General features: G+C 38.1%; 20 protein-coding genes. 7 read left to right on the top strand and 13 right to left on the bottom strand.

Annotated elements, in window-relative coordinates; translation table 11 throughout:
• Positions 1-12: 12 nt before the first annotated feature.
• The 5 genes from FBD94_RS19910 to rpiB all read right to left on the bottom strand — a co-directional run bounded on the left by FBD94_RS19910 (position 13) and on the right by rpiB (position 6,109).
• Positions 13-318 (bottom strand): hypothetical protein, encoded by a 306-nt coding sequence (locus FBD94_RS19910; RefSeq protein WP_136881496.1) that lies wholly within the window; start codon positions 316-318, stop codon positions 13-15.
• Between the two features lie 63 nt (positions 319-381).
• Positions 382-1,731 carry a PhoH family protein gene (locus FBD94_RS19905; protein WP_136881495.1) on the bottom strand — a complete coding sequence of 450 codons (1,350 nt, stop codon included), beginning with the start codon at positions 1,729-1,731 and terminating at the stop codon, positions 382-384.
• Between the two features lie 160 nt (positions 1,732-1,891).
• Positions 1,892-2,680, bottom strand: coding sequence for a heparin lyase I family protein (locus FBD94_RS19900; RefSeq protein WP_169472363.1), 789 nt, complete (start codon positions 2,678-2,680; stop codon positions 1,892-1,894).
• 687 nt (positions 2,681-3,367) lie between these two features.
• On the bottom strand, positions 3,368-5,653 hold the full coding sequence (locus FBD94_RS19895; RefSeq protein ID WP_136881493.1) for a DUF7133 domain-containing protein: 2,286 nt from the start codon (positions 5,651-5,653) through the stop codon (positions 3,368-3,370).
• A gap of 6 nt (positions 5,654-5,659) precedes the next feature.
• Complete coding sequence (rpiB, locus tag FBD94_RS19890) at positions 5,660-6,109, bottom strand: ribose 5-phosphate isomerase B (protein WP_131608444.1); 450 nt, start codon at positions 6,107-6,109, stop codon at positions 5,660-5,662.
• A gap of 143 nt (positions 6,110-6,252) precedes the next feature.
• Between rpiB and FBD94_RS19885 the strand changes: the two genes are divergently transcribed.
• Complete coding sequence (locus FBD94_RS19885) at positions 6,253-6,966, top strand: DUF4397 domain-containing protein (protein ID WP_131608445.1); 714 nt, start codon at positions 6,253-6,255, stop codon at positions 6,964-6,966.
• A 147-nt stretch (positions 6,967-7,113) separates the two neighbouring features.
• On the opposite strand, the gene FBD94_RS19880 is transcribed toward FBD94_RS19885, so the two are convergent.
• Positions 7,114-7,944: a KilA-N domain-containing protein gene (locus tag FBD94_RS19880; protein WP_136881492.1), complete on the bottom strand. Its 831-nt coding sequence runs from the start codon at positions 7,942-7,944 to the stop codon at positions 7,114-7,116.
• A gap of 145 nt (positions 7,945-8,089) precedes the next feature.
• Complete coding sequence (locus FBD94_RS19875) at positions 8,090-8,680, bottom strand: hypothetical protein (protein ID WP_205945241.1); 591 nt, start codon at positions 8,678-8,680, stop codon at positions 8,090-8,092.
• A gap of 189 nt (positions 8,681-8,869) precedes the next feature.
• Between FBD94_RS19875 and FBD94_RS19870 the strand changes: the two genes are divergently transcribed.
• From FBD94_RS19870 to FBD94_RS19860, 3 genes are read left to right on the top strand one after another with little or no spacing between them, the layout of a single operon-like run.
• Entirely contained in the window at positions 8,870-9,124 is a 255-nt protein-coding gene (locus FBD94_RS19870) for a hypothetical protein (protein WP_131608447.1), read from the top strand.
• Between the two features lie 9 nt (positions 9,125-9,133).
• Positions 9,134-9,808 (top strand): response regulator transcription factor, encoded by a 675-nt coding sequence (locus FBD94_RS19865; protein WP_131608448.1) that lies wholly within the window; start codon positions 9,134-9,136, stop codon positions 9,806-9,808.
• A gap of 1 nt (position 9,809) precedes the next feature.
• Complete coding sequence (locus FBD94_RS19860; RefSeq protein ID WP_136881491.1) at positions 9,810-11,141, top strand: sensor histidine kinase; 1,332 nt, start codon at positions 9,810-9,812, stop codon at positions 11,139-11,141.
• Between the two features lie 4 nt (positions 11,142-11,145).
• On the opposite strand, the gene FBD94_RS19855 is transcribed toward FBD94_RS19860, so the two are convergent.
• A complete protein-coding gene (locus FBD94_RS19855; RefSeq protein WP_131608450.1) occupies positions 11,146-11,580 on the bottom strand; it encodes a PepSY-like domain-containing protein in 435 nt (144 codons plus the stop codon).
• 96 nt (positions 11,581-11,676) lie between these two features.
• On the opposite strand from FBD94_RS19855, the gene FBD94_RS19850 reads away from it, so the two are divergent.
• Together FBD94_RS19850 and FBD94_RS19845 are read left to right on the top strand one after the other, a co-directional pair.
• Positions 11,677-12,162, top strand: coding sequence for a redoxin domain-containing protein (locus FBD94_RS19850; protein WP_131608451.1), 486 nt, complete (start codon positions 11,677-11,679; stop codon positions 12,160-12,162).
• A 144-nt stretch (positions 12,163-12,306) separates the two neighbouring features.
• Entirely contained in the window at positions 12,307-12,948 is a 642-nt protein-coding gene (locus FBD94_RS19845) for a DUF47 domain-containing protein (protein ID WP_131608452.1), read from the top strand.
• Between the two features lie 12 nt (positions 12,949-12,960).
• Here the strand turns inward: FBD94_RS19845 and FBD94_RS19840 are convergent, their stop codons facing one another.
• From FBD94_RS19840 to FBD94_RS19820, 5 genes are all read right to left on the bottom strand, one after another.
• Positions 12,961-13,392, bottom strand: coding sequence for a nuclear transport factor 2 family protein (locus FBD94_RS19840; RefSeq protein ID WP_136881490.1), 432 nt, complete (start codon positions 13,390-13,392; stop codon positions 12,961-12,963).
• 32 nt (positions 13,393-13,424) lie between these two features.
• A complete protein-coding gene (locus FBD94_RS19835) occupies positions 13,425-15,572 on the bottom strand; it encodes a prolyl oligopeptidase family serine peptidase (protein WP_136881489.1) in 2,148 nt (715 codons plus the stop codon).
• 20 nt (positions 15,573-15,592) lie between these two features.
• Positions 15,593-16,411: a universal stress protein gene (locus tag FBD94_RS19830; RefSeq protein ID WP_131608455.1), complete on the bottom strand. Its 819-nt coding sequence runs from the start codon at positions 16,409-16,411 to the stop codon at positions 15,593-15,595.
• Between the two features lie 2 nt (positions 16,412-16,413).
• Complete coding sequence (locus FBD94_RS19825; protein WP_136881488.1) at positions 16,414-16,989, bottom strand: DUF1572 family protein; 576 nt, start codon at positions 16,987-16,989, stop codon at positions 16,414-16,416.
• 139 nt (positions 16,990-17,128) lie between these two features.
• Positions 17,129-18,289: an MFS transporter gene (locus FBD94_RS19820; protein ID WP_136881487.1), complete on the bottom strand. Its 1,161-nt coding sequence runs from the start codon at positions 18,287-18,289 to the stop codon at positions 17,129-17,131.
• Positions 18,290-18,779: 490 nt separating this feature from the next.
• Between FBD94_RS19820 and FBD94_RS19815 the strand changes: the two genes are divergently transcribed.
• Positions 18,780-19,058, top strand: a 279-nt coding sequence (locus FBD94_RS19815) for a hypothetical protein (protein WP_136881155.1), incomplete at its 3' end; no start/stop codon positions are given.

Below are 19,058 nucleotides of genomic sequence, written 5' to 3'. Positions count from 1 at the left end.
TGAAGAAATACCTTATTTATTAGTCACTTCCTGTACATCAATAAATTCAGGACCACCATCAATCGGATAACCCGCTACCTTTAAACCTTTTACAGTTACCTCTTTTCCTTCATAATCCTTAAGGTTAACTTTACTACTTTTTAAGGCATAAATTTTATCTGCAGCACTGATGACGTGCGTTCCATACTGAAAGGTAGACATCCCCAGAGGTTCAACTTTTCCTTGTAAAACTACCAGATTCTGATCTGTCCCTGATTTAACCGTAGAGCAGCCTGCTATCGCAAGGCCAACTACTAACAACAATACAATTTTTTTCATATTCGATTTTATAATGTAAAACAATTTATTAAAAATATTTAAATGTATGGATATGTGTTTAACTTACAAAAGATCGTTGGCGAGATTTGCCAACTCACTCCGCTCCCCTTTATCTAAAGTAATGTGTGCATACAAATCATGATCTTTTGCATTTTCGATCAGGTAAGACAAGCCATTACTCTCTGCATCCAGATAAGGGGTGTCAATCTGATAAATATCACCTGTAAAAATAATTTTTGTATCCTCTCCCGCTCTTGAGATAATGGTCTTAATCTCGTGTGGCGTTAAATTCTGTGCCTCATCAACAATAAAAAAGATTTTGCTTAAAGTTCTACCTCTAATGTATGCCAAGGGCGTAATTACGATCTTCTCTGTACTTACAAAGTCATCAATTCTGGCTTGCATTTTAGGATCAGCGTGATATTGTTCCTTTATAAGCCTCATGTTATCCCATATCGGCGCCATGTACGGATCAATTTTAGATTTCGCATCACCCGGTAAAAAACCAATATCTTTATTGCTCAAAGCAACTATTGGACGCGTTACATAAATCTGTCGGTAATCTTTACGTTGTTCCAAAGCACTGGCTATGGCCAATAAGGTCTTACCAGTCCCAGCTTTACCCTGTATCGTAACCAATTTGATATCAGGATTAAGTAAAGCGTTTATCGCAAATGATTGCTCATCGTTACGTGGAGATATGTTAAATATAGTTCGGGGAGCGACTGGAAATAGTTTTCCTGATTTTGCATGGTAATAAGTGGTTGCCGTTTTGCGCTTACCTTTTAAAATGCAAAAATGATTGGACTGAGTTTCAGTAATATCAAGACCCACAGCATCAACATTGCCATCTGCTTTAAGCGCTTTAAAAATCTCATCAGCTACATTCGTCAGCACTGCCTTTCCAGTATACAGCTCATCTACATTTTTAATTTTTCCAGTTTCATAATCTTCGGCATGCAGCTCTAGCGATTTTGCTTTTAACCTGAGACAAATATCTTTAGACACCAGTACCACGCGCTTTTCAGGAAACTCCTGTTTAAGACTCAATGCAGCATTTAAAATGCGATGGTCAAATTTACCTTTGCCAAAAATCTCTTCCGCATCAAATTTATCAGGTTTATAATCCATTACCACTTTAAAATGTCCACTTTTGCTGCCATTCAGAGGGATCCATTGATTCATAATCCGATCACCTGAGGCTTTATCCATTAACCGGATAAAACTGCGCGCCTCAGCATTACGGGTTTCATTACCGTTTTTCATGTTATCCAGCTCTTCCAACACCTGTATAGGAATGGCCACATCATGTTCCTGAAAGTTTTTGAAGGCATTATGGTCGTAAAGGATAACTGAAGTATCAAGAACAAAGATCTTTTTTTCTAAAGTAGGATGATTAGCAGCTTTTTTCATGGTATATAAAAATAGCAAAAAAGATTTGCATCGATAGCGTTAAAACAATTAAGGCATCCGAAAAAGGATGCCTTAACATTCATAACAATTCTTTAGCTAATTTTTCAACCTCTATTTAGCTTAGTTTGTATTGGAAAAAATGCGAACTAAGTTATTCAAATTAAGGAGCAACATCTGCATAAGCAGATCCAATCTTTAATCCATGAACCCTATTTACTATGAGTTCAGAACTTGCGCCATAAACACCCCATTTAGGATCGCAATAGTCAGCATCCAATGTACGTCCGTAATACCGTTGGGTACCATTACTCAGTGTTTGTTTAACACCATTGAACCAAAACTCCATAAATCCTACCGCTGCATTACGGGAAACCTTTATTCTTAAAACAAAGGTATTCCAATTGTTTACACTTACTGGCGTACTCCAAATATAGGTATTGGCACCACCAGGGGCAGTATGCATTAACTTAAAATCACCACTTACAGTTTTAATAACGATAGGAAAATTCTGCGTCATGTTTGCTCCATAAGCTTTCCATTGGAACAATGCATTAGTGGTAAGCGAAGCAGTCATCGCTAACTGCGACCGCCAGCCCAAATAAATATCGTCACCCTCTACTGCAGCAAAGTTTTTAGCGGCATGTACTTCACAGCGGTTACTTCCTATGGCTTTTGTAAATCTCCAGATTTTCCCATAAGTGGCATTATTCACTGCTGCCAGATCAGCTGGGGCGTCCACGTTTAACACTTTAAAGACGCCTGTACCTAAATTAGCATCACCATCCCATAATACTGATAGTATACCAACTGTTCCGGATGGATCTGCGACACTAATACTGGTCTTATTTGTAATTAGCTCTTCAGCAATTGAACTTGTTTCTTTTTTGCAAGCAAAAAAAAGAAATGCAAAGCAGCCGAGAACTACGGCTATAATCAATTTGTTTTTCATTAAAATTAAGTTTAAGGTTAGCAAAAAACAAAGCCCATTTACAGGCAATGCTATTAATAATAATGCTTTGAGATTTAAGAGGTTAAATAAAAGCATTACTAATATAGCTGATTACAGAGACCGAAATTATGCGCTACTAACCTAGTAATAAGCCATATAAGCATTTCCAGGATAATTATAAGGTTAGCCTATAAAAAGAAAACGGAGCCTTTCTTCTTTCGATTCAAGGTCTCCGTTTCCACTCTTCTTGCAGCCTTAGCTGTAAGTAAAGCATCAATTCGATTTATTACTTTACAATTCGTCGTATTCTCAGTTCCTAAGAACTTCGAAACTCGTCTAAATCATGTTTCCGATTCATCCCGTAGGCTGTTTCAGTTGATCATAATGTCTGTTCCGGATTCGGCTGATGTTCCTTTGCCTTACGGCTTTTGGTTATCTAAGTTCTTCTTCGCAGTTTCCTTTGAGTCTGATCCCTTGCTGATCCATCGAAATTTCCAGAAGCTTTTGCCCGGAGGCCAAGTATTTCTTTTTGGTATATTTCTTCCAGACTGTCAAAGTACTTCGTAATTGATAGATCTAATTTACGAACTATAACCATCTAAAACAAACATATTTAAGTCAATTTATTAACATATTTTCAACAGGTTTTTCAACAGCTTACCAACAAGTTATTCACACACCATGCTTCTATTTAGCTTCCAGTTCTTCAATTGTAAAAGCCTTCTCTCTACCTTTATATCGTTTACGGACTTTACTCACTTCATCAATACTAACTTTACCTGCGTTATTTTGCCATGAGCCACGTATAAAGCTCAGTACTTGAGCTACATCATCGTCAGATATCTCCTCACTATGTGCTATACCAGGCATGTCACCTGAAATCTCGGGTGATTCGTAAACATGTCCATTAATTTTAACAGGGCCCGTCAGCCCATACAGCACAATCGAAATCAGTTTTTCTTTATTTCCTGTCACCCACTCAGATTTATTCAAAGGTGGCGCGAGCGCATTGACCCCATTTCCATCTGCAGCGTGACAAGTCTGACAACTAAATGCAAATAGCGCAGCCCCTTTAGGATACAATTTAGCCTGTAAAAGCGGATCCCTGTTCTTCTGCGCGCTCCTAACCCTGGTAATTAACGCTGTCAACTGTTTATTGATGTTCAAGTTTGTATCAGGTAATAAATACGCTATTGAGTTCGCAAAAACATCTTCGCGATGTGCTAAACCACTCAATACTGCACTTGAAACATAAGGATTATTAGGGTACTTTTTAACCAGGCTAATCACCAGAGATTGAGCTCCGTCGGCATTAAATGGCTTGATATAATTCGCGGCATAAGCTATGTATGGAGCAGCCAGCTCATCATTCTGATGAAGTAACTGCGCAAGTGCATCCATATAATACCTAAAAGAAGTTCCATTAATCACAGATGGCAAAACGCTTAAGGCCTGCATTCTCAAAGGCCATTGCTCTGCTTTTAGTAATGCCAGCACTTCATTGGTTTGCAAAGCTGATAACCCTTCCAATACCCACATCGCATGGATTACTTTCAAGGGTTGGCTTGTATCTTGAATAGCGGCTCTTAAAAAAGGAATAGCGGCTTTGTATTTTCCATCAATTAACATTTGTTGAGCCATATCGCGCACCTGACCATTGTTATTACCCAACAGTTCTACAAGTGCTTTAGGATCATTACTAAACTTTACCACACTTGCCAGCTTATTTTTTGGGACTATCTTATAAATCCTGCCACAACTCAATGGTTCAGTTAGCTTTCTGCTCAGGATCTTATCCCGCAAATAAGGTGTAACATATGTTTTATGCTGTATTATACCACGGTACATATCAACTACATATAACGCTCCATCAAAACCATTATACAAACTAACCGGCCTGAACCGCTCATCGATACTGGCCAAAAACTCTTTACCAGAATAAGCTTGTTCACCGCTCACTACATATCCTTTTTCGGTTAGAATGTTTCGCTTGATTAAATTGGCTGTCGGCTCTGCAACAAATGCATTAAAATCATAATCAGGGCCAAACAAACCACCACGGTAAATAACCGGGCCACATGCAGCTGTAAAATTTTTCAAACGTAAACTGTCGTCCAAAACACCCGGCATATAGCCCCTATTTACTCCAGGCGTCGAACGAGCTGGATAAACCCTGTTACTTTTGACTATTCTTTCGGAATAACCTTCAACATTACGCTGGTTATTGTTCGTAGCTCCAAAACCAGGGCTAAAGTAATCACCGACAAGATTGGTAGAATTGTCATTGTAATACAAACGCCCATAATTATCCTGACTAATTCCCCACTGCCCTCTAAAATGCGTATCCTCAATGATCCATTTATCGTCTATCTTGCGGTAACGTTTACTCGACTTGGCATTGTAAATCCAATTGTCCATCGCTCTTAACAGGCCATTGGGCTGATGCTCCACATTTCCCTCATCAGCATACTTACCATCCACCAATGTTCGCCTACCGGGCTGATCATTTTTAATCTCATAAAACCAGAGGTTTGGCGACTCTGCTACTAGTATCCCGCCATCAACCAAACAAATGGCCCGTGGCAATACCAAGGAGTCCAGAAATACCTTTCTATCATCCATCACCCCATCACCATTCTTATCTTCAAGGATTACTATTTTCCCGTTCGGCTTATCTTCTCCCTTTCCATTTACATCAGGCATATAACCTACCATTTCCACTGCCCATATACGGCCTTTATTATCAAAGGTCAGGGCCACTGGAGCTACAACAAGTGGTTCATCAGCAACCAGTTTAACTTCAAATCCGTCCTCTACCCGCATCAGTTTAATCGCAGCGGCGGCTGGGATAACTGGAGAGTTGGTGGTATCAGGAATAAGTTCTTTATTGACTTCAATCGTTTTTTTATGGGTTTGGCATTTATAAAGCGTAAAAACAACAAGCGCAAGTAGTATATACAGGTATAATTTCATCTAAATCTAAAGGGTTTTATTCTCTATTGCAGTAATTTTTGCTAATCTTAAAACATGACGTTCCTCGCCAGAAAAAGCGGCGTTTAAAAAAGCAAAGGCAATATCTTTTGCCAGTTCAATCCCGATTACACGTTCGCCCATGCAAAGAATGTTCACATCATCATGCTCCACAGATTGGTGTGCTGAATAGGTATCATGACATACTCCTGCCCTTACACCTTTAAATTTATTGGCTGCTATACTTACACCGACGGCACTACCACAAATCAATATGCCTCGGTCTCCTTTTTTATCAATAATCGCATTGGCCACTTCAGCCGCATGATCTGGATAATCAGTAGGCAACTCACTGTTTGTCCCCAAATCAATTACATCATATCCCTTTTCCTTTAAAGCCACAATCAATATGGTTTTATAATTGAATCCGGCATGATCTGAACCTATAATTACCTTCATTTTGTGTTTCATTTTTAGTATTCAAACAGCATTTTGCTTGTTAAAGTTCTAATGTAATCAGATTTTTTAAATTTTATTGTAGCGTTCGCATGACATTGTACGTCTTTATAAGAGTTACATTCACAAATCTAAAAACTTAAACAATGAACATCTCTATTCAACCGACGATCAAAAATCTTAAAAGATTTAGCGCATTTACCCTATTATCGATCAGCACATTAGTCCTTAATTCCTGCTCAAAGGATCCCGTACCGACACCTGAGATAGCTTATTTAAATATTACAAACACCTCTCCTACCACGGCTACTTTCAACATTTATATGGATCAAAGCGCGATAAACACCGGCGGTGCAGTACCTTATAATGGCACTACTGGTTATTTTCAGACTTCTCCAGGTACGCACAGCATTAAATTTACAACGGCAAGCAGTTCTGCAAGTATAATCACCAAAGACGTCGTATTAGAAGCAAATACAATTAACTCACTTTTTCTTATTGACAAAGGTACAAACATGGATTTCTTTAAAATCAAAGATAATCTGGGTAGTATAAGCTCTACTAAAGCTTTTGTTAGGTTTATCAACCTTTCTCCAGATGCGCCAGCATTAGACTTAGCGGTTAAAGAAGGAGCCGTTATTATAGAAAACAAAGCCTATAAAACCAATAGCGAATTTATCGAAGTAGAGGCAAAAACATATATTTTACAGTTTAGAAATAAAGCAACAGGAACTCCGTTAGCAGATTTGAGTAGTATGGAGCTTAAAGCGGGGAAATCTTATACTGTAATTTCAACAGGTTTAATTACGCCTGGTGATGCCGAACAAGGTTTCGGTGGAAAGATTATCATCAACCAATAGCATCATAAAAAATATAAAAAGGTGTTGCATCATAATTCAAATGATGCAACACCTTTTTATATTTATAAATAGAGCCACTATAACGTAATTTTAAACCCGTCGTAATCGACGGGTTTAAAATTAAAAAAGAGCCATTATATTGATGTATTATGGATTTTGCAATCTTTTTAAACTTTTATTATTTAGCAGAGATTTAAGCTGCATTATAGCTGTAAGGTTTAGTTGCGCAATACGATCCTTCTGAGGTAAACCTTGATGAATCATAACAGAATTGAGACTCTCCATGTTACTTAATACAACGAGTTGTTCTAATGTAGCATGATCACGAATATTGCCTTCTAAATTACAATTGACATTTTTCCATTCCTGAGCTGTTTTACCAAAGAGAGCAACATTGAGCATGTCTGCCTCACTGGCATAAATCATTGCAGATTGTTCCTTTGTTAACTCTAGCGGTATAATCTTTTCTTTTATTGCATCTGCATGAATCCTGTAATTGACCTTTGCAAGGGTACGTTGGAAACTCCAATTCAAGCTAAGACGGTCATTTTCTTCATTTTTAAGCTTTTGAAACTCTGTAATTAAATACAACTTGAATTCCGAAGATATCCAAGAGGCAAATTCAAATGCAATATCCTTGTGGGCAAAAGTCCCACCGTACCTTCCAGATTTTGATATAATGCCTTTAGCATTAGTTTTTTCAATCCATTTTTGAGGCGACAGTACAAAATAATTATAACCGGCTTCACTTTTAAACCCGTCGAATTCGACGGGTTTAAAATCACTATTATTCAATATCTCCCAAAGACCTAAAAACGCTAGGGTGCTTTTACCTCTCATCCAATTACGGATGACATCATTAGGATCGTAATTGCTCCTATACTTCGCGATATCAGTAAGGGATAAAAAATCATTATCCCCATGGGACAAGAAAGAGATTTCTCTTTCTTGTACAGTAAATTTATTCGATTTGCTCATAGTAATATTTTATCTATATGCAAAACTCCCTAGATTCTTACAAAGAAAAAAAATGACAAAGATTAAATTTGAATAACGCAAACCATATATCACAAAAAAGGGTGCATACGTAAAATGTAGCACCCTTGGTTTAATTGTGTGTTTATTAATGTCTGCCGCGACCGTGATCTCTACCGCCCCTATCATGATCTCTTCCACCTCTATCATGATCATCACGATCTCTACCTCTACCATGGTCTCTGTCACCACGATCCCAGTTACCATGACCTCTGTCGTTATCTCTTGAATAATACTTTTTAGCTTGTCCATGTGACATTCCATAGTGCGGGTGGCCTTTCACTACATAATACCTGGAATCGTTACTATATCTGATCACCTGCTGACCTCTAACCGATCTGTATCTGGCATAAGTAACCCTATCTCTGTCAAAATTTCTATACGGATCTCTAGAGTTTACAACTACTTTGTAACCACCATAAAGATCATAACCTCTATATCTTGACGGAAGTGAAGCAGAGAATATCCACCTGCTATTATCCATATAAATGAATTGTCGCCTTGGGACATTGTAATAACATTCAATTTCTGGCAAATAATAATTATCTACGTAATCATACCCTACAGGTCCCCATAAAGGCTGAGAACCAATATTTAAACTTATGCTTACCTGTGCCTCTGCCTTGAAAGGCATCCATCCTATTATACCAAGGATTCCTAATACGATTAACTTTCTCATGACCTTATTATTTAATGTTTCATTTGTGTGTTGTTGAATCAAATCTGCAAACCGAACATGAAATCAACATGAAATTTTAGAATTATTTAATATATTTTTCTTTTTCATCTTAATTTCATCTTCAGTGACCAGCTTTGTAATAGTGGAAATGGGTACCTTCGTTTTCTGGCGCTTTATTATATTTACATCATGAACATTAATCTCTTACTTCGGTCAATTGCTACAGTCTTACTTATCATATGGCTTCCCACAGGTTCTTTTGCCCGTAACCACTCCTCTATATCCCTAATTTCCAGCTTTTATCAGGATAAAAGAGATAAAAAACAAGAACCTAAAAAACCTGAGGTAAAAGAAGTTCCTCAATCCAGAAAACAAGAAAAACCAGGTGAGGTTAGACCGTCCGACAAGAAAGAAAAACCTCAGGATAATAAAAGAAGAAATTAAGAATCGGGCATGAAAGTTTTGATTGTAGAAGATGAAAAAACGCTGGCCTACGAAATGGAAGATTTCTTGAAAAAGGCTTTTTACATTTGCGATCTGGCACACAACATTAAAGATGGACTGGAAAAGATGGAGATGAACAGTTATGATTTCATCCTGCTGGATCTAGGCTTGCCAGATGGAGATGGTCTAAGCTTACTCCCAAAGGCTAAAAAACACAACCCAGATGCCGCATACATCATCCTTACCGCAAGGGGCAATCTGGAAGATCGCATTGCTGGCCTCGACCTTGGGGCAGATGATTACCTACCAAAACCTTTCTCATTGTTAGAGCTACAATCCCGAATGCAAGCCATTGCACGCCGGAAATTCAATGTTAAAGAAGAGCTATTGCCATTAGGCGATTTCAATCTCGATCTGCAAAAAAGGCTTGTCCTTTTTAAGGAAAATCAAATTGAACTGTCACGCAAGGAATTTGACCTACTCAGTTATCTATTCCTTCATAACAACCGCGTACTTACCAGGGCACAACTCAGCGAACACATCTGGGGTACTTTTGCCGATGACGATTACGACTCCAACTATATTGACGCCCACATTAAAAACATTAGAAAGAAATTAAATGCCTGGGCGCCGACAGATTTTCTGGAAACAGTGCGCGGGGTGGGTTATAGAATAAAAAAATAACGTGAAGCTATCCTCAAAATTAATCCTGTTCATTACCGGCTCTAAACTGGCTGTAGTTTTACTTTTCATCGTTTTATTGCCTTTTTTGGTAGATGGCATTGTTGCTGAATACACCACCTATTCTTTGCGCAGACAACAAGATAAGGTGATCAAAATAGTGCAACAAAAAGGCATAAATCATTATCTGCAGAGCGATGACAGTTACGGGAGTTACACCATGCTTAAGGAAGAATATATCGCCTTAGAGCCCGCAGCAAAAGGAATAACAATTGACACCATAAAAACAGCGCAACGCGTAGTAGAGCAGGATACGCTAACCTATAGGATCCTGATGCATACTTTTAATTTCGATCAAAAACCCTACTTGCTCGAAATTGGAAAAACCATAAATAGCATCAATCAGTACAACAAACCTTTGCAACGCACAGCGCTATATGTGCTTGTAGGCCTCATCATAGCAAGTTTAGTATTTGACCTTCTCTTTACGCGAACACTCATTAGTCCCTTAGGAAAAATCATTAAATCGAAACTGATCAACAGGAAGTTCCCTTTTAAAGACCACTCTCCCCCAGTTCGCACCTCTACTTACGATTTTAAATATCTTGACGAATCATTAGTACTCTTGATGGATCAAATTAATGAGGCCTTTGAAAAAGAACGTGAATTTACTGCCAACGCTTCACATGAATTGATGACCCCGATCAGCATCCTTCAAAATAAAATGGAAAATCTGATTGGCGACGAACAATTGAGTGATGCGGTAATCCTCAAGATTGTAGAAATGATGAAGACGTTAAACAGGCTGAAGAAGATTTCAAACTCTTTGCTCCTGATCTCAAGAATAGAAAATGAGCAGTTCGTTAAATCCGATGCAGTAAAACCTGCAGACCTTGTCAATGAAGTCATCGAAGAAATCAGTCACCGCTTGGAAGAGAAAGCGCTTAACATTGAGATTAAACTGGATAGAAACCCATTGCTAAAAGGTGTAAATCACGACTTATTGTTTCAGTTGTTCTATAACCTGATCAATAACGCAATTAAGTACAATGTAGATAAGGGAAGTATTACTATCACTGATGAATTGACCAATAAGGGCTACCTCGTTGCAATTGCGGACAGTGGTATTGGCATTTCCGCCGAAGAGCAAGGTTTCATATTTGACCGTTTCAGAAAAACCAACCTATCAGAAAATGTGGGACACGGCTTGGGCCTTTCTATTGTAAAGAGCATTTGCCAATACCATGGCATCGAAATTAAAGTCAGCTCTGAAGTACATAAAGGCAGCACTTTTAGCTTGCTTTTCCCCTCAGAGCTGTACCAAAAAATCATTTAAAACATTATAAGATTCTATTTACGATAGCACCCTTACTGTCTAACACAATATTCTTTTCTTCCGTAAGGGTTTTGAGCTCCACTTTGTAAAAAACCTCTTTACCTATTACGTATTTATCTACATCGTCTATCCAGAATGCTTTGAAATTCTGTTTCAAACTTTTAGCTACAGCTGCAGGTAATTCTCTGCCTTTAATCTCCTGTTTGTGTTTAACAATCGCTCCTTTATTATTTAACCATACTTCATTATCCCTACGTCCAATGTCGAAATCGGCATTAAATAGATCACCTTTCATTTCCCACTCTACCTTAGTGGCGTTTGGAAATGCTTTGGTAAATGAATTTTTCACCACTGCCGGAACATTGCTTACTGGGATATCTTGAGCAAAAGCTACAACAGAAAAAAACATAGATACTAAAAATAATAATTTTTGTTTCATAGGAAATAATTTAGATTAATTGATACCATTATTGCTTTAGATAACAACCTAAAAGGGTATTTGTTTATATTAGCGGCCGTATTAAAATCATCTGCTATGAGACAAGTATTTATTGCCCTTATGATTACCCTAAGCTCGCTAACTCTTTCTGCACAAACACCAACTCCTGGTACTGCAATGCCTAAAGCTGTTTTTTATAAAGCAGATGGAAAAACTTTTACTACAGATCAGATTACGAAAGGCACTAAATCGCTAATTATATTATTTGATGCCACTTGCGAGCATTGTCAACGTGTAGCTTCAAATCTATCAAAACGAAGTAAAGAGCTGACGGGTGCCAACCTTTACCTCGTTTCACAAGATGAATTTCGTTCCATCAATTATTTTATGGACAACTTTGGAAAGCCATTAAAGGCCATGAAAAATGTGACCGTATTACAAGATCGTGATCATGTCTTTATTCCTTTGTTTCACCCTAAACAATACCCTTCGCTATATTTGTATGGAACGGATAAGAACCTTGATTTTTATTCTAGTAATGAAAATGATGTGTCTAAGTTCTTTAAGAAAATAAATAATTAATGTCCACTCTTTTCCGTCTATCTTTTTATCTAGTAAATTGAGTTAATAAAGAAAACATAAAGCTGCAAAGTTGCAGGTTAATAGACATTACATTTCATAATGGCTTAACAATGCAACTATATTTTTGTTAAAAGCAAAAATACTATGAACAGCATTTTCAATTTCTTTAGTCCAAAGGACAAACTATTCCAGCCTCTTTTTGAACAGGCAGGAAGTAACCTCGTAAAAATATCAGGAGCATTAGTTGATACCGTTACTTCAAAAGACCAGGTTAAAAGAAGAGAACACATTAAGGAAGTTGAAAAGCTTGAACAGACTGGTGACGACATTACACACGCCATTTTTTTAGGATTAGGGAAGACCTTTATTACTCCCTTCGATCGTGAAGATATCCACGCATTGGTAAGTGCGCTGGATGATATCGCAGATTACATCTATGCAGCCGGAATAAATATAGATCTGTACAATATCAAAACGATAAACAAAGCCATGATTAACCTGGCCCAATTACTTTTTGAGATGTGTACAGATCTGGAAAGTGCCATTAAAGAATTAAGAGGTTTTAAAAATCCTCAGTTAATTGCGGAGGTCTGCCTAAGGATAAATGCAGGAGAAAGTAAGGCAGACCAGATCTGTAATACTGCTATAGCCGTATTATTTGATGATGAACAAGATGCCATTGAGCTCATCAAACAAAAAGAGGTATTACAGCTACTTGAAATGGCCGCCGACAAATGTGATGATGCTGCAAATGTATTGGAATCCATCCTCATCAAGAACGCATAGAAACATCCAAAATTAATAGCTGATCTTAAACGCGCGTCTGGCGAGTAATTTCCATGCGCCAGCCTCTTTTTCCCATACCAGTACTATACCAAGGTTAGCTTTCCCCGGAATGCCACCGTCGTTCGTATCAGCTCTTAAAATGTGACGAACTATTGCTGTATTACCAGCAACAGTAATAGATTGCTCTGATAATTCTATGGCTTTAAAATCAGATGCCTTGGTAGATAAAGCGGTTACAAAAGCCGCTTTATCTTGAATCTTTCCGGTCGAATGTCCGTAAGTTAAATTAGCGGATGCCAGGTTTTCCAGTTCAGTCTTATTGCCGCTAATCATCGCTAAACGCATTTTTTCAGTTAATTCTGCAATTTTAGTTTCATCCTTTGATTGTGCCGAAGCAAATAAACTCATAATGGTAAATGCAATTAAGATAATTGTTTGTTTCATGTTCTGCTTTTTTAATAACCGAATATAGTAAATTACTGTAGTGGTTTATAAACCAGCCCCATATTGTAAAACATAAATGCCCACTTATCGGCAATTTCTTCAATTGCTTTATCGGTAGGCTTTCCGGCACCATGACCTGCATTAGTCTGAATGCTGATCAACACAGGTGCATCACCACCTTGATCTTTTTGCAGCGTAGCCGCAAATTTAAAAGAATGTGCAGGTACTACCCGATCGTCATGGTCAGCAGTAGTGATCAATGTAGCAGGATAAGCAACTCCGGGTTTTAAAGCATGTACCGGTGAGTATTTATACAGGTACTCAAACATCCGCTCACTATCCTCCGAGGTACCATAATCGTAGGCCCAACCAGCTCCTGAGGTAAATTTATGATAACGTAGCATATCCAACACACCTACCGCCGGAAAAGTAACTTTAAACAAATCCGGGCGCTGTGCCATTGTAGCCCCTACCAACAGTCCACCATTAGAACCACCCATACTTGCCAGATATTCCTTAGCGGTGTATTTCTGATCAATCAGATATTCCGCAGCAGCAATAAAATCATCAAACACATTTTGCTTTTGCAACTTTGTGCCTGCCAGATGCCATTGCTCACCGTACTCGCCTCCACCACGCAGATTAGCCACAGCATAAATACCGCCTTGCTCTAATAAAGCAACAACGGAAGTGCTAAAAGCGGGTGTAAGACTGATGTTGAAGCCTCCATAACCATACAAAACAGTTGGATTTTTGCCATTCAATGGAGTTCCTTTTTTATAGGTGATGATGATAGGCACTTTTGTACCATCTTTAGAAGCATAGAAAAACTGCTTCGACTCATATTGTAAAGGATCAAAATCTACCCCTGATTTTTTATACAAAGTTGACTTACCATTGGCCACATCATATTTAAAGATAGTAGTCGGATAAACATAAGAGGTAAAAGTATAAAACAACTCTTTTTCGTGTTTCTTACTACTAAAACCTATGGCCGTACCTAAGCCAGGCAGCTCAATTTCATGTTCCAGTTTACCATTCATGTCGTACTGCAACACTTTGGTAACCGCATCGACAATGTAATTGGTGAACAACTTACCACCACCCGTTGATGGCGTTAAAACATTTGCTGTTTCCTTGATCAGTTCCTTCCAATTTGCTGGCTTCGGATCAGCAGCATCAACAGTAACAATGCGTCCATTTGGCGCATTTAAATTCGTGTAGATATAAAGTTTAGTGCCCACGTTATCTACAACAGAATGGTTTTGATCAAAATTATCAACAACACTTATGATCGCAGAACCGGGTTCTTTAAGGTCTTTGATGTAAAGCTCATTCCCAGAGGTTGTATTGGCAGCAGAAATGATCAGGTAATGTTCATCTTCGGTAAGCTCCGCACCAACATACCTGCGTGGTGTCTTTTCACCACCAAAAATCAACACATCATATTTTTGATCTGTACTTAATTTATGGAAATACAATTTATGGTATTGAGTAAGTCCCGACAATTCACTTCCTTCTTTAGGCTTATCATAACTAGAATAATAAAAACCTTCATTACCATGCCAGGCTATGCCCGAAAACTTCACATCAATAAGCGCATCACCAACTATGGTTTTATCAGTCGTCTTCATCACCACGACATTTGTCCAGTCAGACCCACCTGCAGAAAGCTGATAAGCGCACAGACTACCATCTTTAGAGAAATCAATACTGGCCATAGAGGTCGTAGCATCCTTAGAAAAAGTGTTTGGATCAAGGAAAATTTCTGCTTCCTGATCTCCCTTTTGGCGATACAACACGCTTTGGTTTTGCAAGCCCGTATTCTTATAAAAGTAAGTATACGCACCTTTTTTAAAGGGTTGTGAATACTTTTCGTAATTCATCAAATGGGTTAAACGTGCTTTAATCAGATTACGATAAGGAATCTGAGCCATATATTTTTGCGTAACCGCATTCTGCGCAACTACCCAAGCTTTGGTCTCTTCCGAGCGGTCATCCTCCAACCAGCGATACGGATCGCTTACTTCGGTTCCAAAATAATTGTCTTTTACAGCTCCTTCTTTCGTTACAGGATAAGTCATTGTAGATTTGTTTGATATTTTATTCAATTGTGCTTCGGCTAATAAGGGCGATAATATAGCCAAAAGTAACAAGGCTTTTTTAGTAATTTGTTTCATAACCGAATAATTTTAGATTTCTATATTGGAATAGAAAGTAATGGAATTTGTAAACCAGAGGCCATGATCCGGGTTTTACTGGTATGAATTAGAGAAGCCCAAAAGCCATATTTTTTAGGAACCATAATCAACATATCAGCACCAAATACTTCTATCTCCTTTTCAATCTCTTTAATCACAGCACTTGATTTAACGTTTTTATAATAATAAGTAATGCCTTCCAATCCATCATCAATAGCATTGGTGGCTTGCAGGCCTTCCCCCTCTTTTTTCAATTCTTCTAATGCTCTATTTACATTAAACACCTCTACTTCAGCATTTAAACTCAAGGCCAGCGCTTTAACGTTTACCAATACTTTTTCTGAAACCCCTTTCAGCACATCACAAGCAAAGAGTACTTTTTTAATACCTTCAAATTTGGCGCCCAATGGCACAGCCAATACAGGGAATCTTAATTTCTTTATGGCCGAAGTAGTCGTATTGCCCCACAAATCCTGTTCTAAAGTTTTGGTATGCATACCCAATACCACCAATCCAGCATCATACTTAATCAGCAATGCCTTCAACTCATCTTCAATAAATGAAAAAGCGAATTCATGCTCTACTTCAATATCATAAGTAACAGAAAGCGATAATGACCTTTCGATCATTCGGATCTCATTATCATTTAATAATTTTTGAAAGCTGGAACCAGGCATTAGTGTATTGGCCGCATGCATCGGAATCACGAAGGAGTTATAAAGAATGAGTCTGGCATTATTGTGTTTCGCTATTGCAGCGGCATATTCAACCGCATTTTCCGCCACCTCTGAAAAGTCTGTTGCTACAATTATGGTCATAATTACGATCTTCTTTTTTTCTCAATAAACTCGTCAGTAAAATGTTCCTTATGTTTTGGCTTTGAAAATTTCTCTGCATTATAAACGTCCGACTTCCCTCTTGGAATCGATAAAGAAACCCAGTTTGGTCCACATACCATTTTTCCTATAAACACAATTTGACCTATGTGATAAGGGTAATGCGCCAGCTGCCTATTAATAGCTTCTGTAACCGTATGGCCCATATTCCGGATAAAGATTTCCTTATTCAAATCCTCATCTTTCAGCGTATATAATACAGCTAAAAAACACTTCCAGCCGTCATCCCATAGCTTAAGCAGTTCCATTTTGTTATTGATGTCGTTGTCAAATTCAGCTTCTCTGTTACGGGTAGCCTTTTCTCCATCTGATGTCAGGAAATCAGTCCAGCGGGAAAGCATATTCCCTGAAAGGTGCTTTACGATAGTAGCAATGCTATTGCTCTCCTCATTGTACTGCCAGAATAGCTTATCTTCAGGCATTTGTGCAATAGTTTTTTCACCTAATGATTTATAATACTCAAATTGTTTTTGAACACTTGATAAATAATCCGTTTCCATAATTTAATCATAAACTAGATTAAGCTAAAATTACAAATTATAGCAAGTAAAAGTTTGTCTTTTAAATAAAATGACAAGGGGCAGTACAAAAATGAATCATTCTGTACTACCCCTTGTTATTTAAATAAATTAAATGGCACTAAGCGACCAGCATAGTCCTTTTATTCCTAGCAATTAGCATCCAGGCAAATAAAGCACCTGTTAAGGCCATTAGCGTACCTACGACTACAGGCGAGGTATAACCATATCCTATTGCCAGTGGCAAGCCACCTAAAAAGGCACCCAATGCATTCCCAATATTAAAACTAGCCTGACTAACAGAGGCTGCAAGCATTTCTGATCCTTTAGCGGTAGTAATCATCAACATCTGAATTGGTGCAGCAAGCGCAAAAGCTACAGCACCGGTAACAAAGGTCATAACCAATGAAAGCATTTGATTGGTAGAGATATAATGAACAACAACCAAACTAACAGCCATAGCGATAAGTAACGAAACTGAAGCCTTCGCGGGAGAAAATCTATCTGCCAACCTACCACCAACAAAATTACCAACCAACATGCCCAATCCGGCAAGTACCAAGATATAAGTAATTGAATCCGCTGAAAACCCCGATACATCGGTTAGTAAAGGAGCAATATAACTGTACCAGGAGAACAATCCACCGGTTCCAATTGCGATCATCAAGATGATTAACCAAGCTTCTGGTAGTTTAAAGAAACCCAATTCCTTTTTCAAATCTCTGTCTTTAGTTGCTGGCAGAGCGGGCATCCATAATTTTAAACTTAAAAGTGTAATTAAACCAACAATAACAATGATGACAAAAGTATATCGCCACGAATAATTATGTCCTATATAGGTTCCAAGTGGCACGCCAATTACATTTGCAATGGTTAAACCAGCAAACATGAGCGAGACTGCACGTGCTTCCTTACCTTTATCGGCAAGCTTACTAGCCACTACTGAACCAACGCCAAAAAAGGCACCATGAGGCAACCCTGCAAGCAAACGAGCAATAAACATCGTGGTATAATCAGGAGAGAATGCTGAAAGTGCATTAAAAGCAACAAACATCAACATCAGCGCCATTAATATCTTTTTTGGGGGATAACTACCCGCAATGGCAACTAAAACAGGAGCGCCAATAACAACCCCAAGAGCGTAAGCCGAGATCAAGTGGCCTGCTTGTGGAATGGTAATGGCCAAGTCTTTTGCAATATCGGGCAATAAGCCCATCATCACAAATTCTGTGATGCCAATCCCCAGTCCCCCAAGGGTTAAAGTCAGTAAACTTTTCTTCATTTCCGTGTTGTAGTTAGTGTAAAAAATACACAGTACAAAACTAAGAAATAAATAGCCCCTGTTTAGTCTTTTTAAGGTAAACTTTGTGTTAATCAGGATTTAAGTTCTGTCGCAGATTTCGATTAATTTACCGAAAAATATACTTTTTATCTTCTAGTACTCGTAGTATAGAACCGCTTCAGATAGCGTTCAGTCTTTAAGTTGTATTTATCCTGTATTCATAGTAATCCCTACTCAAAGTGTCTTACCGCATTGTCTTGTTTTCGTCAACTGTCGATTCCTAAAAAAGCTATATACGGATAAGACAGAGATCGGTCTGAGTAGTATAATACTCCAAGTATAGTCCAAGTATACTCCAACTATATTCCAACTTTTTAAACAAAAACATGGAGTTTCATTACTGTTTTATTTTTTTTAACTTGAAATTTTGTTGTACGCTAACCAAACCTTATCTTAGATCAGTTGTTTAGTTATAAAAAACATATAGATCATGGCAAAATTTGACGGAAAATTCCTGACAGGTGTAATAGGACCTGCTGTTTTTAAGAAGTATCGCAATATGCAATTGGTTACAGGCAAATCCAGGTTGACAAAGGAGAAGCAAACTGAAAACACACACAAAGCAGCAACTCAATTTGGGATCGCCAGTACCCTGGCAGAACAATTCCGGCGAGATGCAACGGAGATCATCACAGATTTTTATGATGGAACAATGGTTTATCGCTTTAGAACAGACGTACAAAAGGCATTGAAACAGGCATTCGACGCT

Source organism: Pedobacter hiemivivus (assembly GCF_005144565.1).
Classification (GTDB): Bacteria; Bacteroidota; Bacteroidia; order Sphingobacteriales; family Sphingobacteriaceae; genus Pedobacter; species Pedobacter hiemivivus.
This window is presented reverse-complemented; position numbering and strand designations above follow the sequence as displayed.

Excerpts from the sequence above, each read along its gene's own strand:
- FBD94_RS19880 (WP_136881492.1), bottom strand. The coding sequence starts at position 7,944 with ATGAGCAAATCGAATAAATTTACTGTACAAGAAAGAGAAATCTCTTTC.
- FBD94_RS19870 (WP_131608447.1), top strand. The coding sequence starts at position 8,870 with ATGAACATTAATCTCTTACTTCGGTCAATTGCTACAGTCTTACTTATC.
- FBD94_RS19850 (WP_131608451.1), top strand. The coding sequence starts at position 11,677 with ATGAGACAAGTATTTATTGCCCTTATGATTACCCTAAGCTCGCTAACT.
- FBD94_RS19895 (WP_136881493.1), bottom strand. The coding sequence starts at position 5,653 with ATGAAATTATACCTGTATATACTACTTGCGCTTGTTGTTTTTACGCTT.
- FBD94_RS19910 (WP_136881496.1), bottom strand. The coding sequence starts at position 318 with ATGAAAAAAATTGTATTGTTGTTAGTAGTTGGCCTTGCGATAGCAGGC.
- FBD94_RS19820 (WP_136881487.1), bottom strand. The coding sequence starts at position 18,289 with ATGAAGAAAAGTTTACTGACTTTAACCCTTGGGGGACTGGGGATTGGC.
- FBD94_RS19845 (WP_131608452.1), top strand. The coding sequence starts at position 12,307 with ATGAACAGCATTTTCAATTTCTTTAGTCCAAAGGACAAACTATTCCAG.
- FBD94_RS19865 (WP_131608448.1), top strand. The coding sequence starts at position 9,134 with ATGAAAGTTTTGATTGTAGAAGATGAAAAAACGCTGGCCTACGAAATG.
- FBD94_RS19830 (WP_131608455.1), bottom strand. The coding sequence starts at position 16,411 with ATGACCATAATTGTAGCAACAGACTTTTCAGAGGTGGCGGAAAATGCG.
- FBD94_RS19855 (WP_131608450.1), bottom strand. The coding sequence starts at position 11,580 with ATGAAACAAAAATTATTATTTTTAGTATCTATGTTTTTTTCTGTTGTA.
- FBD94_RS19900 (WP_169472363.1), bottom strand. The coding sequence starts at position 2,680 with ATGAAAAACAAATTGATTATAGCCGTAGTTCTCGGCTGCTTTGCATTT.
- rpiB (WP_131608444.1), bottom strand. The coding sequence starts at position 6,109 with ATGAAGGTAATTATAGGTTCAGATCATGCCGGATTCAATTATAAAACC.
- FBD94_RS19905 (WP_136881495.1), bottom strand. The coding sequence starts at position 1,731 with ATGAAAAAAGCTGCTAATCATCCTACTTTAGAAAAAAAGATCTTTGTT.
- FBD94_RS19835 (WP_136881489.1), bottom strand. The coding sequence starts at position 15,572 with ATGAAACAAATTACTAAAAAAGCCTTGTTACTTTTGGCTATATTATCG.
- FBD94_RS19840 (WP_136881490.1), bottom strand. The coding sequence starts at position 13,392 with ATGAAACAAACAATTATCTTAATTGCATTTACCATTATGAGTTTATTT.
- FBD94_RS19885 (WP_131608445.1), top strand. The coding sequence starts at position 6,253 with ATGAACATCTCTATTCAACCGACGATCAAAAATCTTAAAAGATTTAGC.
- FBD94_RS19825 (WP_136881488.1), bottom strand. The coding sequence starts at position 16,989 with ATGGAAACGGATTATTTATCAAGTGTTCAAAAACAATTTGAGTATTAT.
- FBD94_RS19875 (WP_205945241.1), bottom strand. The coding sequence starts at position 8,680 with ATGAGAAAGTTAATCGTATTAGGAATCCTTGGTATAATAGGATGGATG.